Origin of the sequence: Hydrogenophaga crassostreae (genome assembly GCF_001761385.1) — a bacterium.
Taxonomy (GTDB): Bacteria; Pseudomonadota; Gammaproteobacteria; order Burkholderiales; family Burkholderiaceae_C; genus Hydrogenophaga; species Hydrogenophaga crassostreae.
Genome location: NZ_CP017476.1, coordinates 1,307,330 through 1,333,887, shown reverse-complemented (window position 1 = coordinate 1,333,887; position 26,558 = coordinate 1,307,330). Strand labels below are relative to the sequence as shown.

Genomic DNA, 26,558 nt, shown 5'->3' with positions numbered 1-26,558 from the left:
CACTTTCAACAAAATCCGAACGATGACCCGCCTGACCGATCTGGAACTCTTCGTGCGCACCGCCGACTTGGGCAGCCTCACTGCGGCGGCCAGAGCCATGGACTGGTCGCCCGCCGCGGCCAGCGCCGCCATGAAGCGCCTGGAAGCGGCCTGGGGCGCAGCGGTTTTTGTGCGCAGCACCCGCAGCCTGCGCCTGTCTGCCGATGGCGAACGCATGCTGCCCCATGTGCGCGAGGCGCTCAGCGCTTTGACCGAGGCACAGGCCGTGGTGTCCAAAACCCGCACCGCCTTGCGCGGCGAATTGCAGCTGTCGATGCCGTCGGACCTCGGGCGCAATGTCATGCTGCCCTGGCTGGAAGCCTTTCAGCAACGCCACCCCGAACTCAGCCTGCGCCTGCACCTCTCAGACCGCAACGCCGACCTCATGAGGGTGCCGCTCGACATGGCAATTCGCTACGGATCGCCGCGCGACTCCAACCAGGTTGCCTTGCCCCTGGTACAAGACAACCCACGGCTGCTCGTGGCCTCTCCCGAATACCTGGCTCGCTGTGGAGCGCCCGGCAGTCTCGAAGAACTGGCGCGGCACGAAGCCCTGCGTTTCATGATCGGCGATGAAGTGCCCAAGACTTGGCAACTGCGCGTCAATGGGCAATGGGTCGACGCCGCCGTTCAAGGCCGCCACAGTGCCAACGACAGCGAAATCGTGACCCGCTGGGCGCTGAGCGGACTCGGCATTGCCTACCGCTCCCAGATCGACATGGCGGCGCACATCGCCAGCGGGCGCCTGGTGCACATCAATCCCCATTGGGAGGGCGAGCTCGCCCACCTCCACCTCATCGTTCCGGGCCGAAAACAAGTTACATCGGCCGTCCGGGCCCTGCGCGATCACCTGGCCCCGCTGCTGGCACAGCTGGCCAGCGGCCCGGATTGATCCCTGCTCAGGCGACCGCCAGCAGCTCCGGCTTCTGCTCCCAGTCGGGCGCCTGTTCGCCTGCCGACAAGGCGCCGGGCCCGCCAACTGGCACCCAAACCCGAAATGCCGAGCCATGGCCCGGCGCGGAATGCAACCGTATGATGCCGCCATGCTTTTGAACAATGGAGAACGACAGCGACAAGCCGAGCCCGGTGCCTTTGCCCACATCCTTGGTGGTGTAGAACGGCTCAAAAATGCGCCGCTGCACCTCTTCGGTCATGCCGCAACCGGTATCGGCCACCTGCACCCAGGCCCAATGCGCTTCAACCCCAGATGAAATCGTGATCGTCCCCCTGTCTCCAATGGCGTGCGCGGCGTTCACAATCAGGTTCATGAACACTTGGTTCAACTGGCCCGCCAGGCAAGTGACCAACGGCAATTGTCCCAGTTGCATCACGATTTCAGCCTTGTTCTTGACCTCGTGCCGAACCACATTGAACGTGGACTGCACGCCCACGTTGAGGTCGGTCTCCTGCCAGTCCGCATGATCCACGCGTGAAAACCCCTTGAGATCCAGCACGATGCGTTTGACGCGGTCCAGACCGTCATCGCACTCGTCCAGCAGTTGTGGCAAGTCTTCGGTCAGGTAATCAATCTCGACCGCTCTGCCTTTTTGATTGAGCGCGCTGGCCAGCCCCGCATCGTCTGGCGCCAACCGAGCAAGCTCGTAGGCTTTGCACAAATCCAGAAGTCCTGCCGTGTATTTGCGCAGGGTTTTGAGGTTGGAACTCACGAAACCCACCGGGTTGTTGATCTCATGTGCAACACCCGCAGCCAGTTGACCGATCGAGGCCATCTTGTCTTGCTGGAGCAACTGGTTCTGCGCTTCTTCCAGCTTGGCGTTCAAGGCACGCAACTCGTCAAACCTGGTTTCGAGCTCCAGTTGTGCATCGCGAAACTCGGTGCGGTCCTGAATCATCCACCAGGTACCGCGCTGACTGTCATCAACATCCGCGATGTGCGCATCAATCTGGCCCCAGATCGCCCGCCCATCGCCATGGCGCATCCACATCTCCAGCTGAAGCGGCTCACCTTTCGAAAACTGGGTGCGCGCCTGGTCCCCCAGCTTCACATAGTCTTCATCGTTCAAATACAGTGCACGGCCCGGCATGCCGATCATTTCCGTTGGCCCGTAGCCAAAAATCTGGGCCATGGCCGCATTCACCCGCTGCACCATGCCCCCCCTTGTGTAGGCAACCCCGTAAGGCGCAGCGGCCACAAACCGCTCCAGTTCACGCGCTGTGGCAGCGAGTTCGTTCGTGCGAAGCAACACCAGGCGTTCCAGTTCAGCGCGGTGATCGTGCAAAGCCTCTTCAGACCTGCGGCGCTCGGTCACATCCTGCAGCGTTTCGATGGCCCCGATGAGGTCGCCAGCGGCATCGAGAAGGGGCGCTGCGGTGATGAAGAGCCAGGCCCCGTGCTGCCCGAACTGGGGAAAGAAGGCCTCTGCCTCGTAGCCACCACGAACCGCCTGGGAAGGGCGCAGCAAATCGGCGTAATGGGCCTTCATCCGGCCCTCGTCGGCGCCTTCCACGATCAGGTTGGCCAGGGTCGGACGCTCGGCTTCATAGAACGCACGCCATGCGGTTTTTGAACCCAACAGCTCGCGGCGCGTCAAGCCCGTCATGTTTTCGCAAGCTGCGTTCCAGTGCGTCACGGTGTCGTTCCTGTCGATCACAAAAGAGGCTATGGGAGCGCTGTCGATGATCTGACGCATCATCTCGCTCATACCGATCAGGCTTGTTTGCACGTGCTGAACATCGCTTTGATCCAGACAAGTCAAAACAACCACGTCCATCCCGCCCATCACCGCCGGGCGGGCGTGTATTTCCAGGGGTCTCTCTCCGCCCTGAGGGGTCATGACCATTGCTGACAGGGTTGGAGGTTCGCCCTTGTGGTTCAAACAGGTCGAGCCCGCTTGCTTCACCGCCTCGCGGTCTTCTGGCCGCAACAACGCCTCAAAAGGCATCGACAACAGCACATCCACTGGGCGCGAACTCAAACGGCTCAAAGCCAGATTGCCTGCAATCATCAGGCCACCGGCATGCACCGCACAGGGCACGGCAACAGCGTCCACAAAATCTCGCAACTGGGCCTCAGCCCGCAGGGTGTCGACCATGTTTCTCTCGCTATGGGTCAGATCCATTGCGCTATGCAACCTGGGCTTCGGCTGGCTGCTGCGCTTCGTCACCCGTCTGCTGCACCCGCAACGTCATCTGCACGCCTTCGCGCCTGGCAAAGTCGGATACCCGCTTGACAACACGCTCATCAAAGACGAAACCTTTCGCAAGCAAAATGGCACCGCTGGAAGACACCAGATCCTTGGACAGAACCATGCCCGGACGCAGGTCAAAAACGCCAATAAGACGGTCCTTTTTGGCCTCTTCTGCTGTCTCGTCCAGCACCTGAATCAAGGCCTCGATCACCTTTCCTTCATACCGGGTTCCGATGGCCGAGCGCAGCATCTGCCGTGCCCGCTCTTCCGAGTATTTGTTGTCGCCCAAGGCCCCGTGCATCAGCTCATCCATGTCACTGGCGGGCGCAACAATGCGCGCACCAATACAGATGTTCTGCCCCGCCAGCCCCTCAGGAAAGCCCTTTCCATCGAACCGCTCGTGGTGCTGGCGAACGATGCGAGAAACGCCTTGCAGTTGCATCAATGGCATCAGCGCGGTTTCGCCGTCAACAGGGTGACGCCGGTAGCGGGCCATTTCCTCTGCCGTGTAGGACGACACAGGCTTGTTCAGCATCGCGTCCGGAAAACCAATCGTGCCGACATCGTGAACCAGCGCGGCCAGGAAAACATCGCGGGCATCGCGTTCGGAAAGTCCGAGCTTCACTGCCGTGGCGCGACAGATTTCAGCGATACGGCGAGCGTGGCCGGAGCTGCCATCCCGCATTTCCATCAGGCTGGAAAACACGCCAACCGACAACATGAAAGTTTGGTCCAGCTCGCTGTAGGAGGCCTCAAGCATGCCGTTGATCTGTTGCAGCTCGTCGGTCCGTGACGCCACGCGGGCTTCCAGCGTTTGATTGGATTCCCGCAACTGTTCGTTTTGCACACGGGTCAACTCGACCAGTTCAGCATTCCGGCGCTCCAGCGCCCGGCGTTCCAGCGCATCTCGCACCACCAGAACCAGATCCTGGTCGTCCCAGGGTTTGGCCATATAACGGTGAATGGCGCCTTTGTTGATCGCCTCAATGGTGGCCGTCATGTCGGCATAGCCCGTCAGCAGGATGCGGGAGACGCTCTCGTCGTGCTCGCGCACCAGCTCAAGAAACCGGGAGCCGTCCATCTCCGGCATGCGCATGTCGCTGACCACCAGATCCACCTGGTTCGCCTTGAGCAACTCAAGCCCCTCGGCACCGCTGGTGGCTTGCAGGGTTTTGTAGCCTTGCAGCCGAAACAGGCGCCTGAGTGCGCTGAGCACCGATGGCTCATCGTCAACGGTCAGGATGGTTGGAACATGGACTTCGGGTTCCGGATCATCGGCAACCTGGGCCCGTTCGGGTGTGGATTCAGACATGGCAATAAGCAAGATGAGGAATACGTCTGTTTCGACGGTTCCCCTCCCGACTTGAGCCTGCGTGACGAAGAGGCCGGTTAAGCCGCCCTTGATGCTCAACCCCGGAAGGCTGGTTCAAGACGCAAGAATCTGGAGCAAAAGGCGACCTGCGGTGCAGGTGCAGTGAACACCTCCTGTCGCCAGACGCCCAGGACCCGGGTCCAGAAAAGCAAGACAGAGATCACATCAACCTGTCGGCCGACGGGTTCTGCCAGCACCTCAGCCACTGCGGTTTCTCGACCAACCTGACAACCGGTCAGGCACAGGTTCAAATGCTGGCCACCAAGACCTGACACAAACACCGATCACCGGCCCTCCCGGACAAACTGACAGGGAAGCACCTTCGCGCTCCTTGGATGCGGGTAGAAATGGCGAGGCCTGCAGGGGCATTGATCCCCGCACGCGGAAGGCATGCCGGGCGACGCGCCGGAGACGCCTGGCGCGGTGGCGAACGAGGGCACAATCGCTCACAAACCGAAACCAGCCCCATGGGAACGTTTCAAACGCCATGACCTCGTACACGGTCGTTGGCTTCGTGCCTCTGGTCCCGTCCCTCTCCTTCGACTTCAGCCTTGCCTTTGACCCCCAACCAGCGCTTCGCGCCAGTCACACACCGCCCGACAACTGCCCGCCCGTCCTGCGGGAAAGCGCGCCAGCCATGAGCACAGCAGGCTGGTTTTTACTGATCGGCGGTCTGCTGCTGTTCATGGGCACCGGTGGGCCGCTGCTGCGGCGCTCGCCGGCCACTTCGGCCATTGTTTACCTGGGCGTGGGGCTGCTGTTTGGTCCCACGGGACTGGGCCTTTACCACTTCAATCCCTTGAAAGAATCGGCGCTCCTGGAGCTGTTGACCGAGGTGGCGGTGTTGATCTCTCTGTATGCGACCGGGGTCAAGATGCCCGTGCCGTTCAGCTGGCCACTCTGGCGCGCCCCGGTCTTGCTGGCCACGCTGTCCATGGCCCTCACGGTCGGCCTGATCACCGCCTTTGCCCACTGGGCGCTGGGCTTGCCGCTCGGGGCGAGCGTGCTGCTGGGAGCGATTCTGGCGCCGACCGACCCGGTACTGGCGACCGATGTACAGATCCGCCACCCGGGCGACAGCGACCAACTGCGGTTTCGCCTCAGCTGCGAGGCCGGTTTGAACGATGGCAGCGCCTTCCCGTTTGTGGTGCTGGGTCTGGGCATGCTGGGGCTGCACAACCTGGGGGATTTTGGTCTGCAGTGGCTGATGAAGGATGTGCTCTGGGCCACAGCAGCGGGTATCGCCGTGGGCGTGTTGGCCGGCGCAGCACTGGCGCATTTGATGCGCCAACTTCGCAGGACACCGGAACCCAACGCGTTCTTGATCGACTTCCTGGGTCTGGGCCTGATTGGTGTGGTGTATGGCACCTGCCTGCTGATCGATGCCTGGGGTTTTCTGGCTGTTTTCTTCTCGGCCGTGGCCCTGCGCCAGACCGAAATGCGCCTGGCTGTGCAAAACGGTACATCAGCGGCCCCCGGCTCCGACGAAGCGACCCTGCCCGCCGCACCCACGGTCAGCGGAGGGACCCTGATTTTCAAGGAGCACCTGGAACGCCTTTCAGAACTCGTGCTGGTGCTGCTCGTGGGTGGCTCGCTGTTTCTCAACTCCTGGAGCTGGTCGGCCGTGGCGACGGCATTGTTTCTTTTTCTGGTGGCCCGTCCGTTGGGCGTCTTCATTGCCCTGGGCATCCGGCGCAGCCCCTTGCCACTGCAAGGCATGACCGCCTGGTTTGGCGTGCGGGGCATCGGGTCGCTCTACTACCTGATGTACGCCATTCAGCACGGATTACCCGAAGAGCTGGCGCTGCAACTGGTGCAAATCACCCTGATCGTGATCACCCTGTCGATCCTGCTGCACGGCGTCAGTGTCAAACCCTTGCTCAACAGGGTCTGGCAGCGCAACTAGCAACAAGGTTCAAGGCCCATCGCCTCAACCACCGGCAGCGATGCGCGTTGACGGCTGACCGAAAGACAGGTGCCCCATTGAGTGAAGCCGCCTGAACCACCGATAGGCAGCCCAATAACCTTTACCCCGATACCCTGCAAACCGTGCAGTGTTGCGGCGCGACAGGCCATTCGAAAAAAAGCACCACGGCCAGCGTGGTGCTTTTTCAGAGCGCTCCCGACCGGGACTTACATGCTCTTTTGCGTACCAACCACTTCGATTTCAACGCGGCGGTTCTGAGCGCGGCCCTCACGGGTCTTGTTGGTTGCCACAGGCTGGGTTTCACCCCGCCCCTCGGTCCTGATTTGATCAGAGGGCACGCCCTTGCTGACCAGGTAGGCCTTGACCGACTCCACCCGACGGATCGCCAACGCCTGGTTGTACCCCTCGGTTCCAGTCGAATCCGTGTGGCCCACGGCGATCAACGTGTCCAGGTTGACTTTGGCAAGGTCGGCAACCAGCGCATCCAATGCGGCCTTGCCTGCGGCCTTGATCACCGACTTGTCGAAGTCAAACAACGTTTCCGCCTGCATGGTCATCGAGATAACGGAGGCTGGCGCAGGAGCAGGCTGCGGTGCTGGCGCCGGCATGGCCGCGGGAGCTGGCGCTTGAGCCACGGGCGTGTCAACCACGGGCTTGATCGCACCGTCACACTCGGCTGCTGCGGTCGCTGGCGTCCAGTTGCTGTTTCTCCAGCAAAGGTCGCCAGAGCCGTTGCGCCAGACGGTACTGCCATCGCCGCTGCGCCAGTTGTCCACCGTTTGAGCGCCTGCGGCGGACGCCAGTGTCAGGGTTGCGACGACCAGGGTCAGCTTGCTCGATTTGCTCTTGTTCATGATGGGTTCCTCAATTGTCAAATGCTCACAAGGAGCTGTTGTGGATGTATCTCGCCGGACAAAAACGCCCCAGCCGATGGGATCAGTTTAGGAAGACCGCGATTGGCCATGGATCAGAGAGCCCCCTGCCTGTGCGTAGGACAACACGCCATGCACAGCGCCTTCGCCGACTCGCCTGCCGGCCCGGCAATGCCCATTCGCGCATGTCGTGAATTGCTGTCCACAGCAAAATGCACTGGGCGCATTTCGCCTGACAAGGAGCACTGCCATGACCCGACTCACCGCCGCCGATTTCGATCAGGAGTTGTTGATCCTGTTTGATGCCTATGTGCATGGCGATCTCGACCGCCGGGGGTTTCTGGACCGCGCCGGCAAATTCGCTGTAGGTGGCATGACGGCGGCCGGCTTGCTGGCTGCATTGAGCCCCAACTTTGCCGCCGCGCAAATGGTGCCCAAAGACGATGCGCGCCTGGCAACCGAGGTGGTGGATGTGCCGTCGCCCTCAGGCTATGGCGCACTCAAGGCCTATGTGGCCAAACCTGCCAATGCCACAGGCAAGCTGCCTTCGGTCCTGGTCATTCACGAAAACCGGGGGCTCAACCCGCATATCGAAGACATCACGCGCCGCATTGCGCTCGATGGCTACCTCGCCTTTGCACCCGATGCGCTCGCGCCACTCGGTGGCTACCCCGGTGACGAAGACAAAGCACGCGCCTTGTTTGCCACACTCGAACAAGGCAAAACGCGGCAAGACATGCTGGCGTCGGCCAGAGCGCTGATGGCCCGCCCCGACGCCACGGGGCGCATGGGCGTGGTGGGCTTTTGTTACGGCGGTGGCGTGGCCCACATGCTCGCCACAGCCATACCCGAGCTGGCTGCCGCAGTGCCCTATTACGGCAACCATCCGCCCGCGCAAGACGCCGTCAAGGTGAAATCACCTTTGCTGATCCATTTTGCCGGTACAGACGATCGCATCAACAACGCCTGGCCCGCGTACGAAGCAGCGCTCAAAGCCGCCGGAGCGGCTTATACAGCCCACCAGTACGCCGGTACCCAGCACGGTTTCAACAACGACACCACGCCGCGCTTTGATGCGGCCGCGGCAAAGTTGTCGTGGGGCCGCACGATGGCGTTCTTCAAAGAACGCTTGGCGTCCTGACACCTCCGCCCTGAGCCGCGTTCCGGCAGGGGCGCGCTGCGCGGTTGCCCGAGGCCTGATGGACGCTGTAGTCAGCAAGCCAGCTGGCCGGCCGACAGCACCTGCTTGGGGATGTCACGCCGGGCTGTTCGTTCAAGATCGCGTTTTCTGATCACCGATGAAACCGGCTTCGGCGCGTCCACGTGCTGCAAGGTGCCGGCTTTTGTTATGCCCCCCTGAGTGATCTCGCTTTCTAACCCAGCTTTTTGACGACCCAAGCATCTTGGTGGGTCCACCAATAGGCCTCATGGTGTGCCAATTCGACAGCCCCTTCCAGCTTGGCAATTTCCTCCCTTACGAATTTCGGCGTGGTAATTGTGCTGCCATAGTCCGCCGTATCCAGATCCGCCTGCTCGCTGTTTTCATTGAACCAAAAACCACTTTCACCAACGATGGCATGGGGCATCATCTTTGCCTGACTCACCAATCCGTGGGTGGTGAAAATCAAACAACCACCCTTGTCCACAGTCCGGAACAAAGCGGCCAGCCATCGCCCCCAAGTCTTCTTCGGCATGTGGGAAAAGAAAGACAGTGCGAAGACGATTCCATATTTTTTATCAAGCTGAAATGCGTCCGGATCGGTTACCGAACCGACGGCCTTGGCATTCAGCGCCTTGGCAACAAAGTCGACCGCCTGCTGATGGATATCGCAAGCCACAAGCTCAAACTCTTCTGGGCGCTTTTTCAGGTGGCGTGTCACACACCCGTAACCCGCAGCGAATTCCAGCAAGGAAGTGGTTCCCTGCATTCCGGCCTGTTTTTTTAGGGCGACAAGCTTTTCGACCGACTCGTCTCCGGTAGAAAAGTAATAGCGGTAGGCACCTTCGATATCGTTTCTGTATTTTTCGTGCTGCCGCAGAAAACTGAATATGTGGTCCTCAGGATGGATGTTGGATGGCACCTGAAAACTGACTGCGGCCTGCATGCCCAGAATCGCCTCGTCAATCTCCCCCCTTACCTGAGTCAGGTCGAGCCCAGGCTTGTCGAGCAATCTTTCCAACGCCTCGTTCTTTTGATCAAGGTCGTCAATTTTTACCTCGAGCGCTTCTATACTTTTTGTCTGGCTCTCATTTTTGGCGCTCAATTCCGCGCACCGACCGGTCAACTCGCTCAGCTTGCGCAAAACGAAAAAAATAGTTGCGAACCAAGGGCAACCGGGACACGAAGCTCATGAGGGACTTTCATTTTTTTGGCCGTCGCATTCAGAAAAGCGAGGACGGCACTTTGGAGACGCGCCATATTACAGCACCCCTATTTCCTATTTGCCTGTTCTGCGCCTTCGGAAATCCCGGGACAAAGCAGGGACAACCAGAGCACCTCAAACCTCCTGCAACAGGGGCGTATGAACTGAACCAAAACAATCCCGAGGTCCTGGCATCTTGTCGGCGCACACATGAACCCGATAAGGGAATAGGCACACCGCACCGGCCCAGGTCAACGGCTTTGGTTCAGCGAAGGTTTACAAGCACTCGCTTTGCATCCACAGCAGCCCATCGCGTTTTGCGGACCGCCAAACCGGCCCATCAGCGATCCACCTGGCTGAGTTGCGTCTGCTGACGCTGCACTTTTCTGCAAGGCCACTGCTAGGATGCCTCATGGCGCAGAACCCAACCCCAGACAACACTTCCAGTACACAGCCCAAGATCGGGTTGATCGAACGACTGGACAAGCTGGTCTGGGGCGCGCCATATGGATCCCAATCTATCTGGGTCGCAGCGGGGTTGCGCCTGATACGCACACTGACCATTCTCGGACGCGACCTGGCATTTGGCCAGCTCACCTTGCGCGCCATGAGCCTGGTCTACACGACGCTCCTGTCCATCGTGCCACTGCTGGCACTGAGCTTTTCAGTGCTCAAGGCGTTTGGCGTGCACAACCAGGTGCAACCCATGCTGGTCAACCTGCTCACGCCGCTTGGAGAACAAGGCACCGTTGTGGCGGCACAGATCGGCGGGTTCATCGAACAGATGAATGTGGGCGTTCTGGGCGCGGTGGGTTTGGCCCTGCTTCTGTACACGGCGATTTCGCTGATGCAGAAAATCGAAGAGTCGCTCAACTACATCTGGCATGTCGCTCAGGCGCGCAGCCTGGGTGAGCGCTTCAGCCGGTACCTGAGCGTCTTGTTGGTGGGCCCCCTGCTGGTGTTCGCCGCGCTGGGCATCACCGGCTCGATGATGAACGCCGAAGTGCTGCGCCAGGTTTTGTCGGTGGAACTGATGGAGCTGGCTTCACAGACCCTGGCCACACTCACACCCTACATCCTGGTGATCGCGGCCTTCACCTTTGTCTATTTGTTGCTGCCCAACGCCAAGGTTCGATTGCTGCCGGCCGTGGTGGGTGGCGTGGTGGGCGGCATCGTCTGGCAGACAGCTGGCTGGCTGTTTGCCACCTTTGTGGCATCGTCCGGGCAATATGCCGCCATCTATTCGGGCTTTGCGATTCTTGTGCTGTTCATGATCTGGCTTTATGTGAGCTGGCTGGTGTTGTTGTTTGGCGCGAGCGTGGCGTTTTACGTGCAGCACCCGGAGTACCTGTATCTCAGCGCAGGCGAACCTCGGCTGAGCAACCGGGTGCGCGAGCGGCTGGCCTTGTCGGCCATGCACCTGGCTTCTCAGCGATTTCTCGCAGGAGAAGCCGGGCCGTCCCACGCCGACTTCACCCGGTCGCTTGGCGTGCCCTCCCATGTTTTGAGCGTCGTGCTGCAGGCGCTGGAAGAGCACGAACTGCTCGTGCAGACAGCACAGACACCCCCGCTCTTCCTGCCTGCACGCGCCCCCTCGTTGATCAGCGTGTCCCAGGTGCTGGATACGATCAGGGCCGCGGGTGAGTCCGGTTTCTTTTTGCCCAGCGCCTTGCCTGCAGCCAAATCGGTCAATGACCTGATTCAGCAGGCGCAAGAAGCGGTCGATGCCTCGGTTGGCCACATCACCATGCACGATCTGGCCTCAATGAAAGCGGCTGCCTCGACCCATGCGGCTTCACGGCCGGCAGACAACACAGACGCCTGAAGCACCGCTCGGGCGCACCGGGCTGTTGCCGCTTTGCCCCGCCGCTTGATGGCCTGATCCACCCACACGCCGGTCCTCTGGCTATACTGCAGGCTGCTCCGGGGTGCACGGGCCTGCATAGGCCCGGCGCTGAGATGGTTGAAGAACCAAACCCGTGAACTTGATCTGGCTAGTACCAGCGAAAGAAGAGCGCAGCCCTCCAGGGCTTGCACACCGGTTGGTTTGTTGACGTGATTTCCACGCCATCAACCACCGCCCCAGAGTCCGAACGGCGAACTCTTTTTGGGGTCGGTTACTCCGGGCGCAGGTGCTGACGGGCGGTCTCCGGAGCTTGAAATGTTTCTTTATTCAAGCCCACACGCAGGAGACCGCCGCCATGAATGCCCCCGAAAAAATCCCGTTTGCAGACCAGTTCGCCCTCAGCCGCGAACCGTTTCCCGCATCGCGCAAGGTGTATGTGCCTGGCCAACTGCCTGGCGTGCGAGTGCCCATGCGGGAAATCGCGCTGAGCAACGGCGAAAAAGTCACGGTCTACGACACCTCTGGCCCCTACAGCGACCCGGCAGCCGAGATCGACATCCGCCGTGGCTTGGCCGATCTGCGTGGTCCCTGGCTCGATGCCCGCGGCGACACCGAACGCTACGAGGGCCGCCAGCGCGCCGCGCTGGACGACGGCGTGAAGAACGAGGCCGAGCACAACAACACCACCATCGAACGCATCCAGGCGTTGCGCGCCGAGGCCGCGGGCCTGCAGCGCACGCCGCGCCGAGCCAAGTCAGGCCAGAACGTGAGCCAGATGCACTACGCCCGCAAAGGCATCGTGACGCCTGAAATGGAATACGTGGCCATTCGTGAGAACGGCAAGCGCGAGTGGATGTCCGAATACCTGAACGATCCGGTGCGTGAAGCGCGCTTGAGCGGCAACGCCATGGGAGCCAGCATCCCCCGGATCATCACGCCCGAGTTCGTGCGCGACGAAGTCGCTCGCGGGCGCGCCATCATCCCGGCCAACATCAACCACCCCGAGGTGGAGCCCATGGCCATCGGGCGCAACTTCGGCGTGAAGATCAACGCCAACATCGGCAACTCGGCTGTGACATCATCCATCGAAGAGGAAGTCGACAAGCTGGTGTGGGCCACGCGCTGGGGCGCCGACAACGTGATGGACCTGTCCACCGGCCGCAACATCCACACCACGCGCGACTGGATCGTGCGCAACTCGTCCGTGCCGATCGGCACGGTGCCGATCTACCAGGCACTGGAGAAAGTGGGCGGTGTGGCCGAAGACCTCACCTGGGCAATCTACCGCGACACCCTCATCGAGCAGGCCGAACAAGGCGTGGACTACTTCACCATCCACGCCGGCGTGCGCCTGGCCTTCATCCACCTCACCGCGCAGCGCCGTACCGGCATCGTCTCGCGTGGCGGCAGCATCCTCGCCAAGTGGTGCATCACGCACCACAAGGAAAACTTCCTGCACACGCATTTCGAAGAGATCTGCGACATCATGAAGGCCTACGACGTGAGCTTCTCGCTCGGCGATGGCCTGCGCCCCGGCTGCGCAGCCGACGCCAACGACGAAGCGCAGTTCGCCGAGCTCAAGACACTGGGCGAGCTCACACAAGTGGCCTGGAAACACGACGTGCAGACCATGATCGAAGGCCCCGGCCACGTGCCCATGCATCTGATCCAGGCCAACATGGACGAGCAGTTGAAGCACTGCCACGAAGCGCCGTTCTATACGCTCGGCCCGCTGACCATCGACATCGCACCCGGCTACGACCACATTGCCTCGGCCATCGGCGCGGCCATGATCGGCTGGATGGGCACGGCCATGCTCTGCTATGTAACCCCCAAGGAGCACCTGGGCCTGCCCGACCGCGACGATGTGAAGCAAGGCATCATTGCGTACAAGATCGCGGCCCACGCGGCCGACATTGCCAAAGGCCACCCCGGCGCCCGCGCCCGCGACGACGCCATGAGCAAAGCCCGCTTCGAGTTCCGCTGGCGCGACCAGTTTGCGCTTGGCCTCGATCCGCAGACCGCAGAGGCATTCCACGACGAAACCCTGCCAAAAGACTCCAGCAAAGAAGCCCACTTCTGCTCCATGTGCGGGCCCAAATTCTGCTCGATGAAGATCACGCAGGACGTGCGCGACTACGCCGCCGCCAGGGGCGTTAGCGAATCCGAGGCATTGAAAGAAGGCATGGCGCAAAAGAGCGCGGAGTTCAAGGCGGTCGGCGGTGCGTTTTACGTGCCCGTTTCCGAGCTCACCGGTTCGCTCAAGCCCCGGGTCTGAGCCATGGCCAAGCAACTGAGGGTGGGCATCGCCGGTGCGGGCGTGCTGGGCCGGCTCCTGGCCTGGCGCCTTTCGCGCGCCGGCCATGCGGTCACCGTGTTCGACCCGGCGTCTGGCCCGCAGGCACCGGCCACCGGCATGCTCGGCGTACCGTCATCGGCTTGTGCGGCGGGGTTCACTGCCGCCGGCATGCTGAGCCCATTGGCCGAGCTGGACAATGCAGGTCCAGAGATTGCGGTTTTGGGCTGGCGCTCGCTGGCGCTGTGGCGCGAGGTGGCCGGGCAATTGAAAAGCGAGGGCGCCAACGAACCTCTGTTCCAGCAAGAGGGCAGCTTGCTGCTCGCACGCGGCAGCGATCTCGGCGCCGCGCACCGCGTGCTCAACCGGCTGAAAGTCGACCCCGCGTTGACGCAGCACATGCCTGCGCCCCAGGCGTTGGACCGCGCCCACCTGTGCGCGCTGGAGCCCGCCCTCGCGCCCGATCTCAATGCCTGGCTCTTGCCCGGCGAGGCCCAGGTGATGCCTCGCGCCATGCTGACGGCGCTGTGCACCCATGCCCCCGGCGTCTGGTGGTGTTGGGGCGAACGCGTCGAACGCGTCGACGCCGGTGTGTTGCACCTCGCAGGCGAAGGTCCCGTGCAGTTTGATCTGGTGATCGATGCGCGCGGCTTGGGCGCCAAGCCCGATCTGCCCTTGCGCGGCGTGCGCGGGGAAGTGGTCTGGCTGCATGCCCCTGGCGTTCGGCTCCAGCGCCCGGTAAGGCTTCTCCACCCGCGCCACCGGGTTTACATCGTGCCCAGACCGGGCGATCTCTTCGTGGTAGGCGCCAGCGAAATCGAGAGCGAAGACCGTTCGCCAGTGAGCCTGCGCAGCGCCGTGGAATTGATGGCAGCGGCGCACAGCGTGCTGCCCGAACTGGCCGAAGCACGCATTGTTCACATGGAGGCCAACCTGCGACCCGCCCTGCCCGACAACGCGCCCCAGGCTATCCATGCGCCTGGCCTTTTGCGCATCAACGGCCTGTTTCGGCATGGCTGGCTGCTCGCCCCGGCCCTGGTGGAAGACGCTCTGCAAAGCCTGGATCTGGAGCCCGCGCATGTCTGAAGTTCCGACCATCCTGGTCAACGGCGAACACCGGCCCTGGCACGTCGGGCTGCAGGTCGCCCAATTGCTTGAAAACCTCGGCACCCCCCCCAACAGCGTGGCCACCGCGCTCAATGGCCATTTTTTGCCACGTGCCCAGCGCGAACACACGCTGTTGAAGCCGGGCGACTCGCTCCATGTCTTCAAAGCCATCGAGGGTGGCTGACGTGCCGTCAGAATCAACCGCTTTCTTCACAAGCCACCAACCCTCACCCAGGAGAACCCATGTTCCGAACCCTGCTCAAGTCCAAGATTCACCGCGTCGCCGCCACGCAATGCGAGTTGCACTACGAAGGCTCATGTGCCATCGATGAAGACCTGCTCGATGCCGCCAACATCGTTGAAAACGAACAGGTGCACATCTGGAACATCAACAACGGCGAGCGTTTCGTGACCTATGCCATCAAAGGCGAGCGCGGCACTGGAATGATCTCGGTCAACGGATCGGCCGCGCGCCGTGCCTCGGTCGGGGATCTGTTGATCATCGCGGCCTTCGCGCAGGTGCACGAAGACCAGGTCGCAGCACACAAACCTCAGCTGGTTTTTGTGGACGTTCACAACCGCGCCACGGGTTCCCGCGACCACGTGCCCGTTCAAAACCTGTAAGCAACAGGACATTCCCAGGAGCTTCACCCATGTCCCCACCACTGACCGTCTATGGCACCGCGCTCAACAACCGGCTGTTGCTGGGCAGCGCAGGCTACCCGTCGCCACAGGTGTTGTCCGACTCCATCCAGGCATCGGGTGCACAGGTGGTCACTGTGGGGCTCAAGCGCACCCTGGCTGCAGCCGGCGACAACGGATTTGTGGGCGCCATCCTGAAACAGGGTGTTCGCCTGCTGCCCAATACGGCCGGTTGCCGAACCGCTCGCGAAGCGATTGCGCTGGCCCACATGGCGCGTGAGCTCTATGGCACACGCTGGCTCAAGCTTGAAGTGGTCGGTGACGAACACACCCTGCAACCCGACCCATGGGGCACGGTGGAGGCTGCCGCTCAATTGATCAAGGACGGCTTTGCCGTCTTCCCCTATTGCACCGACGATCTGGTGACCTGCCAGCGGCTGCTCGACGCGGGCTGTGAAGTGCTGATGCCCTGGGGCGCGCCCATCGGCTCTGGCCAGGGGCTCATCAATCCGTTTGCGCTGCGCACGCTGCGCGCTCGCCTGCCCGGCGTTGCGATGATCGTGGATGCCGGTATCGGTGCGCCTTCGCACGCCGCCCAGGCGATGGAGCTGGGCTTTGACGCCGTGCTGTTGAACTCGGCGGTATCGCAGGCCGTGGATCCTGTTCGCATGGCCCGAGGTTTCTGCCTTGCCATCGATGCCGGTCGCACGGCCTTTGAAGCCGGCGTGATGGCGCCGCAAGACATGGCCGTGGCATCAACGCCGGTAACAGGTCAGCCGTTTTTAATCGATTGACAAAACACCTCAGCGCCACATCACGGCATCAATGGCCCTGTTTACAGGAAGGACGCGCGACATGACCCCCATCATCTGGAGCATCGCCGGCACCGACAGCGGCGGTGGCGCGGGGCTGGCGGCAGACCAGCGCGCTGCCGACGCTTGCGGTGTGCACCTGTGCACCGCCGTGGCCGCGGTCACGGCACAAAACACGGTGACGGTGAATGAGGTGCAAGCCGTCTCACCCGATCTGCTGGATGCGCAACTGGCTTCTCTCGCCAGTGACATGCCTCCGCGCGTGGTCAAAACCGGCCTGCTTGGCAGTGCGGCCAACGCACAAGTGGTTGCGCGCTGGATCGACCGCCTGCGCCTGCAAGGCCCCGTACAACTGGTGATCGATCCGGTGCTGCGCGCCAGCACCGGCGCTACGTTTGCCGATGAGGCATTGCTGCGGGCCTACCGCGAAGACTTGCTGCCGCGTGCCAATGTGCTCACGCCCAACCAACGGGAAGCCCAGGCCCTGCTCGGCAACGCAAGGCCGGGCAATGTGCCCGCCATGGCCCGCGCCTTGCAAGCGCTGGGCCCCGCCACCGTCTGCATCACCGGAGGCGACGCCAACAACACCCTCGCCCTAGACTGGTTGCACTCGCCCCACGCCCAGGGCTGGCTCTCGCTGCAGCGGGTGAACACCCCGCACCACCACGGCACCGGCTGCACCTTTGCCAGCACGCTGGCGGCAGCCATCGCGCGCGGCTTTGTGGGCGCCGATGCAGCCGTGTTCGCCAAAATGGCCACCGCACACGCGCTGCGCCACGCGCGTGCCATCGGTCAGGGCGCCGGGCCGGTCTGCGCCCTCAGCGGTTTCGAACAATCGCCCGACTTGCTGCCCCGACTGTCGCTTGATGAGCAGGCGCCCACCCATTGGGTCACGCGCCAACGGGCCCCGGACCCGGGCCTCTACGCCATCGTGGACAGCGCCGAGCGCGCGCACGCAGTGCTGCGCGCCAGCCCCACGGTCACCACCTTGCAACTGCGCATGAAGCGCCCCGCCCTCGCGGCCGATGACCACTGGCAAGCCCTGTTGAACGACAGCATCCAGCGCTGCCAAACCGCCGCCGATGCCACCGGCGTCACCCTCTTTATCAACGACCACTGGCAAACGGCGCTCGACGCCGGGGCACGGGCTTTGCACCTGGGTCAGGAAGACCTCCTGGCACTCTCAGCCTCAGACCGCCTGCGATTGCAGCAAGCCCGCGCCAAGGGGGTTCGGCTGGGCCTGAGCTCTCACAGCGTGTGGGAACTGTGTCGGGCAGCGGCACTGACGCCCGACTACATTGCCTGCGGCCCGATCTGGCCGACCACCACCAAAGAGATGCCCTGGGAGCCCCAGGGACTGGACAACCTCGCCTGGTGGGTGCACATGTCACCAGCGCCGGTGGTGGGCATTGGCGGCATCCTTGGCCCCGGTCTGTTGAAGGCCGTGGCCGGCACCGGTGCAGGCGGTGGATGCGTGGTACGGGGGCTGGGTGACGATCCAGCCCTGGCCTTGCCCGGCTGGCTTGTTGCCTGGCAGGCGGGCCAGACCGGGCAGACGCCCCGGAGAGATGCGCCGGCCCGCGGTTGGCCCCACCCAAGCTTGTCGTGCCATCCAGCCCAACCAGGCTCAGCGCACAGCGATCGAAACCGCCGCAACGGCTCTACGCCAGAAACGCCCTTCGTAGAATGCATGCAAACGCCCCCATGCTCAAACCCGGAGACACAGAAGGAGCCGTCATGACACCGATGCCCCCGTCAACGCCACAACGCCTGCTCATTGCCACCGACTTCTCAGCCGCCTCCACCCTGGCTGGACAGCGGGCCGCGCAGATTGCCCGACAGAGCCAGGGACAGCTGCGCTTGCAACATGTGATGAACAACAACCTGCTGGAGGACTTGCGTGCCTGGATGGTGCCGGGTCAGCCCTGGCAAGAGCGTGTGCACCAGCAAGCCAAGGCTGCACTCAAAGCGCAGGCCAGCCAGCTGCAAGAGAGCGCCGGCAGCATGGCGCCAATCGAGACCCGTCTCACCGATGGCCCCCCGGTTCAAATGATCACCGAGGCGGCACGCGAATGGCCAGCCGATCTGCTTGTGGTGGGCGCGCGCGGTGACAACCCCCTGCACCACCTGTTGATCGGAACCACTGCCGAGCGCCTGCTGAGCAAGGCGGACAGGCCCCTGCTGGTGGTGCGAAGCGAGCCAGAAGGCGATTACCGGCGCGTATTGCTGCCCATGGACTTCTCCCCCTGGTCGGAAATCGCCATTCCATTGGCCCGCGCGATGGCACCTGGCGCTCATCTGGTGCTCATGCACAGCTTCTCCATACCCTTCGAAGAGAAGCTGCGTTTCGCCGGCGTCGACGACGACACCCTGAGCCACTACCGGGAGCGTGCCCGCCAGGGTGCCCGCGACCACCTCAACGCGCTCGTGGATCGCCACAGCCTGCAGCACCAGGATTTCACACTCAGTCTCACCGAAGGGGATGCGGCCGCCCATGTCCTGAGGGTGGCCTTGGAGCGGGAATGTGACCTGATCGTGATTGGCAAACACGGCCGACAGGCCGCCGAAGAACTGCTGCTCGGCAGTGTGACCCGGCATGTGCTGGCCGAAGCACACTGCGATGTGCTGGTTTCCACCCACCGCACCTGAACACCATTGCGCCCCTTGCCCACAACATGAACAGTGCCCCTCCCGACACGAGCAACGCACCGACCGACTGCGATCTGCCACCGCTTGGTGCAACACCCCCAGGGTTGTACCGCCACTACAAAGGCGGTTGGTACGACGTGATTGACACGGTGCGATGCAGCGAAACCTTGCAAGGGCTCACGCTCTACCGGGCGCTTTACGGCGGCTTTGGTTTGTGGGCCCGCCCCGCAGCCATGTTCAATCAAACCAGCACATTCGAGGGGCAGCTGCAACCCCGATTCGTGCCACACGATCCAGCCGCTGTGCCTTTGAGCGACCTGCCCACAGCCAAGGCCCTGATCGCTCACCTGCGCGGCCTGGCATCGCGCCGGGGCATGGAGCTGGACAGCGCCTTGCGCCCTCCGCCCCCCGAGCCCGCCACCTGCTGCGAGCGGGGATGCAACGGATGCGTGTGGGAAGGTTTTTATGGTGCCCTTCACCATTGGCGTACGGATGCACTGGCGCTGCTGGCGCCACCAACCGGACCTACCGAACCAAGCGAATAGGCGGTTAACCAAAGGCTGGCTGCGACTCCTTTTTAAATCGGAATTGGGCAACACCCCTAAAAGAGATCGCCCTGGCCGCTCAGCGCGCCCGATTGGAACTGGCTGGTGTCGAGCTCGGCGCGCTGGCGGCTGAAGCCCAGGCGGTCACAAGTTTTGGCAAACCGCTGGCGCAACAGGTCGGCCCAGATGCCCTGGCCCTTCATGCGGGTCGCGAAGTTGGCATCGTAGTCTTTGCCCCCGCGCATGTCTTGCACACGCGCCATCACGCGCTCGGCGCGATCCGGGTAGTGCAACGCCAACCACTGGCGAAACATGGGTGCGAGCTCCCAAGGCAGACGCAGCACCTGGTAAAACGCGCGCCGCGCACCGGCTTCGTAGGCGGCCTCCAGCACACGTTCCATGTCATCGTTGATGAACGGAATTTGAGGCGACACGCTCACGCCCACCGGGATACCCGCCTCGGCCAAGGTGCGGATGGTGCGCAAGCGCCGATGTGGTGCGGCGGCGCGCGGTTCCAGAATGCGGGCAAGCCCGGCATCCAGCGTGGTGATGGTCACGTAGACCGCTGCCAGGTTCTTCTCGCCCATGGGTGCCAGCAAATCGATATCGCGTTCCACGCCACTGCCCTTGGTGACGATGGCCAGCGGGTGGTTGGCGGCGCTCAGGATCTCGATGGCTGAACGGGTCAACCGGAGCTCACGTTCGACGGGCTGGTAGGCATCGGTGACCGTGCCAATGACAAGCACATCGGGCCGGTACCTTGGCCTGGCAATCTCATGGCGCAAAATTTCGGAGAGGTTGCGTTTGGCAATCAACTGCGTTTCAAAATCAATGCCCGGCGAGAGGTTGAGGTAGCTGTGGCTCGGCCGGGCGTAGCAATACACACAACCGTGTTCGCATCCCCGGTAAGGGTTCAGACCCAGGGTGAAACCGATATCGGGGGAGTCATTTCGCGTAATGACGCTGCTGGCGTCTTCAAACCACACCCGCGTTGCAGGCGCAGCAGCCTCATCCCCTTCGATCGTGCCCCATCCGTCGTCAAACCCGCCACGCGCCTCGCTTTTGAAGCGGTGCGGTTGGCTGTACGCCACGCCGCGTCCTTTGATGGCGCGCAAAGGAATGGAGATTTCTGACATGCCGCAAAGGATACTGTTTTTTCATACAGTTTTCAATCGACACAGGCCGTCATGCGCCGGTCAATCTCAAGCGATCTCCCGGCGGGATGCGCTTGGGGTCCAGCACCGCCTCCCGATGCCCGCCATTCGGCTACCGCGGGTAAACCCCCTTAGCGCTCCGTGTGATTCAACACAAAATTCGGTCTATTGGCCTTACCAATTTACCTTTTAGCCAAACACCCCCTGCATGCCTTTCCAACCCATTGAGCCCCGTCGGCTGTACCGCCAAATCGCAGACCAGCTGCGTCAGCTCATCCAGAGTGGCGAATTTGCGGTGGGTTCCCGTCTGCCCCCTGAACGCGATCTGGCCACCAAAATGGGCGTGTCTCGCCCTTCGGTCAGGGAGGCCCTGATTGCTCTCGAAGTTGAAGGCCTGATCGAAGTCCGCATGGGCTCGGGCATTGTGGTGATTGGCAGAGAGGGCGTGCGCCTGCTGGACAACGCCCATGGCCCGCTGGAAATCATCCGCGCCCGGCAACTCATTGAAAGTGAGCTGGCGGCGCTGGCAGCCCGCAGCACCGACGCCGCCCTGGTGCCCGATCTGCTGGAAACCCTGAGCGACATGGAGGCAGATATTGCAGCGAGCACACTGCCCATCCGTGGGGACCGGGCCTTTCACATCCGCATCGCCCAGGCCAGCGACAACAGCGCCTTGCAGGCGGTGATCACCCAGTTGTTTGACGAACGTTACGGCCAGCTCTTTACCACCCTGGGCAGCCACTTTGAACGGGAAAACACCTGGAAATCAGCCCTCGAAGAGCACCGCGTAGTGGTGAAGGCCATCGCCGCCAAAGACCCGGAAATGGCCCGGGCCGCCATGAGCGGCCACCTGGCCCAATCGCACGAGCGTTTCTCTGCCGGATGGTCCAGTGCAAGCGATACAGACACACAGCGGAGCCACAAATGAGTCTTGCCTGCACCTTGAATGGCCCGCTGGCCCTCAGCGTGGAACAGCTGACCCTGCAGGAGCCAGGCCCGGGCCAGGTGCGCCTGCGCCTGGGTGCGGGGGGCATCTGCGGCTCCGACCTGCACTACTACCAACACGGTCGGGCGGGCATTTTTGCCATCCGCGCACCCTTTGTTCCAGGGCACGAGGCATCCGGGGTGGTTGACGCCATCGGTGCCGGCGTGAGCACCGTGCAGCCAGGACAAAAAGTGGCTGTGAACCCGGCCCACCCTTGCGGAGTTTGCCGGGCCTGCCGGGCAGGCCGCAGCAACCTGTGCGAGAAGATGGTGTTCCTGGGCAGTGCAGCGATTTTTCCGCACATTCCCGGTTTCTTCCGCGAGCACTTTTTGATGAATGAAGCCCAGCTCACCGCCATCGATGAAGACGTGAGCCTGGGTGAGATCGCCTGTGCCGAGCCGCTGTCTGTGGGCCTGCATGCTGTGCGACGGGCAGGCGAAGTGCTGGGCGCCACGGTGCTGGTGACCGGTGCCGGCACCATCGGCTGCATGTCGGTCATTGCCGCACAGCTGGCCGGTGCCGCCCGAGTGGTTGTTTGCGACCCCAGCGAACGGGCCCGCGCAATGGCGCTGACGGTGGGCGCCACCGAGGCACTGCCAGACGCACAGGCATGGACGGGCCGGGTGGATGTCGCTCTGGAGGCGGCGGGTCACCCCGCAGCGCTGGCCAGCTGCCTCTCTGCGGTGCGCCGAGGCGGGCGGGTGGTCCAGGTGGGTACGCTGCCAGCCGAGATTGCCTTCCCCGCCAACGACATCATGTCGCGCGAACTGGACTACGTCGGGGCTTTCCGCGCCGACATCGAATTTGACTGGGCCGTACAGGCCATTCGCAGCCGACGGGCCGATGTGCGCCCACTGATCAGCGCCCAGTTACCGATCAGCCAATCGAAAGCGGCCTTCGATCTGGCTTTGGACCGAGGCCGAAGTACCAAAGTGCAGCTCGTCCCCGGATAAGGCCGAGCAGCGAACCCGTTTTTCACACCAAGAGGAGACAAACCATGAATTTCAAACGCATAGCCCTTGCAGTTGCCGCAGGCCTGGTGGTCGCAGCACCGGCCTTCGCACAAACCAAGCTGAAGTGGGCTCACGTCTACGAAACCTCCGAACCATTTCACACCGCATCGGTGTGGGCAGCCGAAGAGATCAAGAAACGCAGCAATGGCCGTTACCTCATCGAGGTCTACCCGGCCTCGCAACTCGGCAAGGAAAACGATCTCAACCAGGGCCTGACGCTGGGCACGGTGGACATCATCATTTCCGGGTCCAGCTTCGCTGCCAAAGCCTTTCCCCGCATTGGTGTCACCTACTACCCCTACACCTTCCGCAACGTCGACCACTTGCTGGCCTACACCAAGAGCGACATCTACAAAGAGCTGACCGCAGGTTACGAGCAAAAAAGCGGCAACCAGATTCTGGCCACCACCTACTACGGCACCCGGCACACCACCAGCAACCGCCCCATCACAAAATGCGCCGACATGAAGGGCCTGAAAATCCGCGTGCCTGACGTTCCCGCCTACCTGGCCATGCCACGCGCTTGTGGCGCCAACACATCTCCCATCGCCTTCGCCGAGGTCTATCTCGCGCTGCAAAACGGCACTGTGGAAGCGCAGGAAAATCCACTGACCACCATCGAGGCCAAGAAGTTCTACGAAGTGCAAAAGAACATTGTGCTGACAGGCCACATCGTGGACCACCTCAATACGCTGGTGGCTGGCGGCCTGTGGAAAAAGCTGTCTGACGCCGACAAGCAAATGTTCACCGAAGTGACGCAAGAAGCCGCTGCCAAAGCGTCCCGAGAAATTGTTGCGCGCGAAGACAAGCTGGCCGACGTGTTTCGCAGCAAAGGCCTGACCGTGAATGCGGTGGACACCAACGAGTTCAGGGACACCGTGCTCAAGACGGTTTCGTTTGAACAGTTTGGCTACCAGAAGTCAGACTGGGAACGTATCCAGGCCATCAAATAAGGCGGTACGCCATGTCGCACCCTCGTCCTGCCCCGACATCGGTCGGGGCAAGCGGAGTCCGGCCAACTCAGACCAGCGCGAAAGCGCTGGTCGCGAGTTTTGCCCAGGCCGACCACCACGTGGTCGACCTCTCCCCCTACAGCGTTGAAGACTGGATTTGCCTGGGCTTCTTCTGGACCATGGCAGGACTGGTGTTTCTTCAGTTCTTCAGCCGCTACGTGCTCAACGACTCCTATGCATGGACCGAAGAGCTGGCGGTGTATTGCCTGATTGCGATCGTGTTTGTGGGCTCGGCCATGTGTGTGCGCCGTGCACGGCACATACAGGTCAACCTTTTGTACAAGCACCTGTCACCAACGGCAGGGCGGGCCCTGTCCACGGCTGTCGACATCGCGGCAATTGTCTTTTATGGCTATGTCGCATGGCTGGTTGCGCGCTATGCAATGGCCGTGAACAACGAGCCGATGACCACCATCGACTGGAACAAGAGCTACGTGTATTGGCTGGCGTTTGCGGGGTTGGCCCTGATGACGGTGCGTGGCCTGCAAATGGCGCTGGCGAACTGGCGCCGAGGTTTTTCATCGCTGCAAAACCCCGACTTCTTTGACGAAGATCCCAACTGACCACAAGCCCCATGTTTATCCTGATTTTTTCCTTTCTGGGCTTGATGCTGCTGGGCCTGCCGGTGGCGGTTTCCATGGCGGGCGGCTCGCTTGTCTACATCCTGATCTCCGGCAGCGTGCCCGATATCGTGGTGGCCCAACGCATGATTTCGGGCATCGAGTCTTTTCCTTTGCTGGCGGTGCCCTTCTTCATTCTGGCCGGCAATTTGATGAATATCGCCGGCATCACCGGCCGCATCTACGACTTCGCGATCGCGCTGGTGGGCTGGATGAAAGGTGGTCTGGGGCAGGTCAACATCATTGGCTCCGTGGTGTTCTCGGGCATGTCGGGCACGGCCATCGCCGACGCCGCAGGTCTGGGCTCAATCGAAATCAAGGCCATGAAGGACCACGGCTACCCAACCGAATTTGCGGTTGGCGTGACAGCGGCATCGGCCACCCTGGGGCCCATCATTCCGCCGTCTCTGCCGTTCGTGATCTACGGAATGATGGCCAATGTTTCGATTGGCGCCCTGTTCGTGGCCGGCATCTTGCCGGGCTTGTTCCTGACGGTGTTGATGATGGCCACCGTGTCGTTCTACGCCCGCCGCAATGGATGGGGCGGCGACGTGGCGTTCAACTGGGGGCGCCTGGGCCATGCCACGATGGAGATTCTGATCGTATTGGCCGTGCCCATGTCGGTGTGGCTGGCGGTGCTGGCCGGCATGTCGGTGAACTGGGCCGCGGGACTGGCTTTCTGTACGCTGCTGCTGCTGGACTGGAAGTTCAATTTCTCCGCGGTGCTCGCGCTGATGGCGCCGGTGATTCTGATTGGTGGCATGACCATGGGCTGGTTCACACCCACCGAGGCAGCGGTGGCCGCCGTGCTCTGGGCCCTCTTTCTGGGTCTGGTGCGTTACCGGTCCATGACCATCAAGACCCTGGCCAAAGCCACCTTTGACACCATCGAAACGACCGCCTCGGTGCTGTTCATCGTCACCGCCGCTTCCATCTTTGCCTGGTTGTTGACCACCACACAGGCCGCACAGATGCTGGCCGACTGGATTCTTTCCATCACCAGCAACAAATGGACCTTTCTGCTGATGGCCAATCTGCTGATTCTGTTTGTGGGCTGTTTCATTGACACCATTGCCGCGATCACGATTCTGGTCCCGATTCTGCTGCCCATCGTGCTCAAGCTCGACATCGATCCGATCCAGTTTGGTCTGGTGATCACACTCAATCTGATGATCGGTCTGATGACTCCGCCCCTGGGCATGGTGCTGTATGTGCTGGCGCGGATCTCCAAGCTGTCTGTGGAGCGCACCACCATGGCGATCCTGCCCTGGCTGGTGCCTTTGTTCATCGGCTTGATTGCCATCACCTACATTCCCGCGCTCACGCTGTGGCTGCCACAGCAACTGGGCCTGATCAAATAACCCGGAAGCACACACCATGAAACCACGCCTTGCCGGAAAAACCGCCCTCCTGACCGCTGCGGGTCAGGGTATCGGCCACGCCACCGCGCTGGCCTTCCTCAATGAAGGTGCGCGAGTCATCGCCACCGACATCAACCAGGAACTGCTGGACGCGCTGGCCCTTCAGACCGGTTGCGAAACCACCCGTCTCGACGTGCGCGATGCGCAGGCCATCCAGACGCTGGCCGAGCGCATCGGCCCGGTGGACGTGCTGTTCAACGCGGCGGGCTTCGTGGATTCGGGATCGGTGCTGGACTGCGACGACGCGGCCTTCGATTTTTCAATGGACCTGAACGTGCGCGCCATGTACCGCATGATGCGGGCCTTTTTGCCCGGCATGCTGGCGCGGAAATCCGGCTCGATCATCAACGTCGCATCCGTGGCTTCGAGCATCAAGGGGGCACCCAACCGCTTCATTTACGGCACCACCAAAGCCGCCGTGATCGGCATGACCAAGGCCGTGGCCGCCGACTTCGTGGCCCAGGGCGTGCGCTGCAACGCGATCTGCCCCGGCACGGTGGAGTCTCCCTCGCTGCGCGATCGCATCGCCAACCAGGCCGCCAGTTCAGGGCAAACCCTGCAACAGGTGGAGGCGGCTTTTGTGGCACGCCAACCGATTGGCCGCCTCGGGCGCACCGAAGAGATCGCCGCGCTGGCGGTCTATCTGGCCGGCGACGAATCGGCCTTCACCACCGGCACCGCCCAGATCATCGACGGTGGCTGGTCCAACTGACACCGTCTTCCGCTACCCAAA

At 62.2% G+C, this 26,558-nt stretch carries 23 protein-coding genes, 1 pseudogene and 1 riboswitch; of the genes and pseudogenes, 19 read left to right on the top strand and 5 right to left on the bottom strand.

Annotated features, from left to right (window positions below; all coding sequences use genetic code 11):
• The first annotated feature begins 22 nt into the window (after nucleotides 1–22).
• Nucleotides 23–931 (top strand): LysR family transcriptional regulator, encoded by a 909-nt coding sequence (locus LPB072_RS06240; RefSeq protein WP_066092834.1) that lies wholly within the window; start codon nucleotides 23–25, stop codon nucleotides 929–931.
• A gap of 7 nt (nucleotides 932–938) precedes the next feature.
• On the opposite strand, the gene LPB072_RS06235 is transcribed toward LPB072_RS06240, so the two are convergent.
• Both LPB072_RS06235 and LPB072_RS06230 read right to left on the bottom strand, forming a co-directional pair.
• Nucleotides 939–3,092: a PAS domain S-box protein gene (locus tag LPB072_RS06235; protein ID WP_066092832.1), complete on the bottom strand. Its 2,154-nt coding sequence runs from the start codon at nucleotides 3,090–3,092 to the stop codon at nucleotides 939–941.
• 31 nt (nucleotides 3,093–3,123) lie between these two features.
• A complete protein-coding gene (locus LPB072_RS06230; RefSeq protein ID WP_066092829.1) occupies nucleotides 3,124–4,500 on the bottom strand; it encodes an HD domain-containing phosphohydrolase in 1,377 nt (458 codons plus the stop codon).
• Between the two features lie 547 nt (nucleotides 4,501–5,047).
• Here LPB072_RS06230 and LPB072_RS06225 point away from each other — a divergent pair.
• Complete coding sequence (locus LPB072_RS06225) at nucleotides 5,048–6,466, top strand: cation:proton antiporter (protein WP_231943447.1); 1,419 nt, start codon at nucleotides 5,048–5,050, stop codon at nucleotides 6,464–6,466.
• A 227-nt stretch (nucleotides 6,467–6,693) separates the two neighbouring features.
• Here LPB072_RS06225 and ompA read toward each other — a convergent pair whose 3' ends face one another.
• Complete coding sequence (gene ompA, locus LPB072_RS06220; RefSeq protein WP_066092826.1) at nucleotides 6,694–7,341, bottom strand: outer membrane protein OmpA; 648 nt, start codon at nucleotides 7,339–7,341, stop codon at nucleotides 6,694–6,696.
• 268 nt (nucleotides 7,342–7,609) lie between these two features.
• Here ompA and LPB072_RS06215 point away from each other — a divergent pair, with 268 nt between their 5' ends.
• Complete coding sequence (locus LPB072_RS06215; RefSeq protein WP_066092823.1) at nucleotides 7,610–8,500, top strand: dienelactone hydrolase family protein; 891 nt, start codon at nucleotides 7,610–7,612, stop codon at nucleotides 8,498–8,500.
• Between the two features lie 232 nt (nucleotides 8,501–8,732).
• On the opposite strand, the gene LPB072_RS06210 is transcribed toward LPB072_RS06215, so the two are convergent.
• The gene (locus tag LPB072_RS06210) at nucleotides 8,733–9,623 is read right to left on the bottom strand and encodes a class I SAM-dependent methyltransferase (protein WP_157559241.1); all 891 of its coding nucleotides are present in this window, start codon (nucleotides 9,621–9,623) and stop codon (nucleotides 8,733–8,735) included.
• A 511-nt stretch (nucleotides 9,624–10,134) separates the two neighbouring features.
• Between LPB072_RS06210 and LPB072_RS06205 the strand changes: the two genes are divergently transcribed.
• The 10 genes and pseudogenes from LPB072_RS06205 (at nucleotide 10,135) to LPB072_RS23840 (ending at nucleotide 19,619) form a co-directional block, all read left to right on the top strand.
• Nucleotides 10,135–11,547, top strand: coding sequence for a YihY/virulence factor BrkB family protein (locus LPB072_RS06205; protein WP_066092820.1), 1,413 nt, complete (start codon nucleotides 10,135–10,137; stop codon nucleotides 11,545–11,547).
• An 89-nt stretch (nucleotides 11,548–11,636) separates the two neighbouring features.
• Nucleotides 11,637–11,751, top strand: a riboswitch (TPP riboswitch).
• 172 nt (nucleotides 11,752–11,923) lie between these two features.
• Nucleotides 11,924–13,846: a phosphomethylpyrimidine synthase ThiC gene (gene thiC, locus LPB072_RS06200; RefSeq protein WP_066092816.1), complete on the top strand. Its 1,923-nt coding sequence runs from the start codon at nucleotides 11,924–11,926 to the stop codon at nucleotides 13,844–13,846.
• A gap of 3 nt (nucleotides 13,847–13,849) precedes the next feature.
• A complete protein-coding gene (locus LPB072_RS06195) occupies nucleotides 13,850–14,950 on the top strand; it encodes an FAD-dependent oxidoreductase (RefSeq protein ID WP_197508913.1) in 1,101 nt (366 codons plus the stop codon).
• Nucleotides 14,943–15,155, top strand: a complete 213-nt coding sequence (thiS, locus tag LPB072_RS06190) for a sulfur carrier protein ThiS (protein ID WP_066092813.1) — start codon at nucleotides 14,943–14,945, stop codon at nucleotides 15,153–15,155. Before LPB072_RS06195 ends, thiS begins: the two co-directional genes overlap by 8 nt.
• A gap of 59 nt (nucleotides 15,156–15,214) precedes the next feature.
• The gene (gene panD, locus LPB072_RS06185; protein WP_066092810.1) at nucleotides 15,215–15,595 is read left to right on the top strand and encodes an aspartate 1-decarboxylase; all 381 of its coding nucleotides are present in this window, start codon (nucleotides 15,215–15,217) and stop codon (nucleotides 15,593–15,595) included.
• Between the two features lie 29 nt (nucleotides 15,596–15,624).
• Entirely contained in the window at nucleotides 15,625–16,407 is a 783-nt protein-coding gene (locus LPB072_RS06180) for a thiazole synthase (protein WP_066092808.1), read from the top strand.
• A 61-nt stretch (nucleotides 16,408–16,468) separates the two neighbouring features.
• Nucleotides 16,469–18,166 carry a bifunctional hydroxymethylpyrimidine kinase/phosphomethylpyrimidine kinase gene (thiD, locus tag LPB072_RS06175; protein WP_066092805.1) on the top strand — a complete coding sequence of 566 codons (1,698 nt, stop codon included), beginning with the start codon at nucleotides 16,469–16,471 and terminating at the stop codon, nucleotides 18,164–18,166.
• Nucleotides 18,163–19,074, top strand: coding sequence for a universal stress protein (locus LPB072_RS06170; protein ID WP_066092802.1), 912 nt, complete (start codon nucleotides 18,163–18,165; stop codon nucleotides 19,072–19,074). The genes thiD and LPB072_RS06170 overlap by 4 nt, the downstream gene beginning before the upstream one ends.
• A 26-nt stretch (nucleotides 19,075–19,100) precedes the next feature.
• A pseudogene (locus tag LPB072_RS23845) lies at nucleotides 19,101–19,355 on the top strand (DUF1653 domain-containing protein); the annotation flags it as partial.
• A gap of 93 nt (nucleotides 19,356–19,448) precedes the next feature.
• Complete coding sequence (locus LPB072_RS23840; protein WP_231943521.1) at nucleotides 19,449–19,619, top strand: oxidoreductase-like domain-containing protein; 171 nt, start codon at nucleotides 19,449–19,451, stop codon at nucleotides 19,617–19,619.
• 56 nt (nucleotides 19,620–19,675) lie between these two features.
• Here the strand turns inward: LPB072_RS23840 and LPB072_RS06160 are convergent, their stop codons facing one another.
• Nucleotides 19,676–20,755, bottom strand: coding sequence for a PA0069 family radical SAM protein (locus LPB072_RS06160; RefSeq protein ID WP_066092796.1), 1,080 nt, complete (start codon nucleotides 20,753–20,755; stop codon nucleotides 19,676–19,678).
• A gap of 226 nt (nucleotides 20,756–20,981) precedes the next feature.
• On the opposite strand from LPB072_RS06160, the gene LPB072_RS06155 reads away from it, so the two are divergent.
• From LPB072_RS06155 to LPB072_RS06130, 6 genes are read left to right on the top strand one after another with little or no spacing between them, the layout of a single operon-like run.
• Entirely contained in the window at nucleotides 20,982–21,701 is a 720-nt protein-coding gene (locus tag LPB072_RS06155; RefSeq protein ID WP_066092793.1) for a FadR/GntR family transcriptional regulator, read from the top strand.
• Nucleotides 21,698–22,711: an L-idonate 5-dehydrogenase gene (locus LPB072_RS06150; protein WP_066092790.1), complete on the top strand. Its 1,014-nt coding sequence runs from the start codon at nucleotides 21,698–21,700 to the stop codon at nucleotides 22,709–22,711. Before LPB072_RS06155 ends, LPB072_RS06150 begins: the two co-directional genes overlap by 4 nt.
• 44 nt (nucleotides 22,712–22,755) lie before the next feature.
• Nucleotides 22,756–23,724 carry a sialic acid TRAP transporter substrate-binding protein SiaP gene (locus tag LPB072_RS06145; RefSeq protein WP_066092787.1) on the top strand — a complete coding sequence of 323 codons (969 nt, stop codon included), beginning with the start codon at nucleotides 22,756–22,758 and terminating at the stop codon, nucleotides 23,722–23,724.
• 11 nt (nucleotides 23,725–23,735) lie between these two features.
• Nucleotides 23,736–24,347: a TRAP transporter small permease gene (locus LPB072_RS06140; protein WP_066092785.1), complete on the top strand. Its 612-nt coding sequence runs from the start codon at nucleotides 23,736–23,738 to the stop codon at nucleotides 24,345–24,347.
• Between the two features lie 11 nt (nucleotides 24,348–24,358).
• Nucleotides 24,359–25,765: a TRAP transporter large permease gene (locus tag LPB072_RS06135; protein ID WP_066092782.1), complete on the top strand. Its 1,407-nt coding sequence runs from the start codon at nucleotides 24,359–24,361 to the stop codon at nucleotides 25,763–25,765.
• A 16-nt stretch (nucleotides 25,766–25,781) separates the two neighbouring features.
• Nucleotides 25,782–26,537 carry an SDR family oxidoreductase gene (locus LPB072_RS06130; protein WP_066092780.1) on the top strand — a complete coding sequence of 252 codons (756 nt, stop codon included), beginning with the start codon at nucleotides 25,782–25,784 and terminating at the stop codon, nucleotides 26,535–26,537.
• The last annotated feature ends 21 nt before the right edge of the window (nucleotides 26,538–26,558 follow it).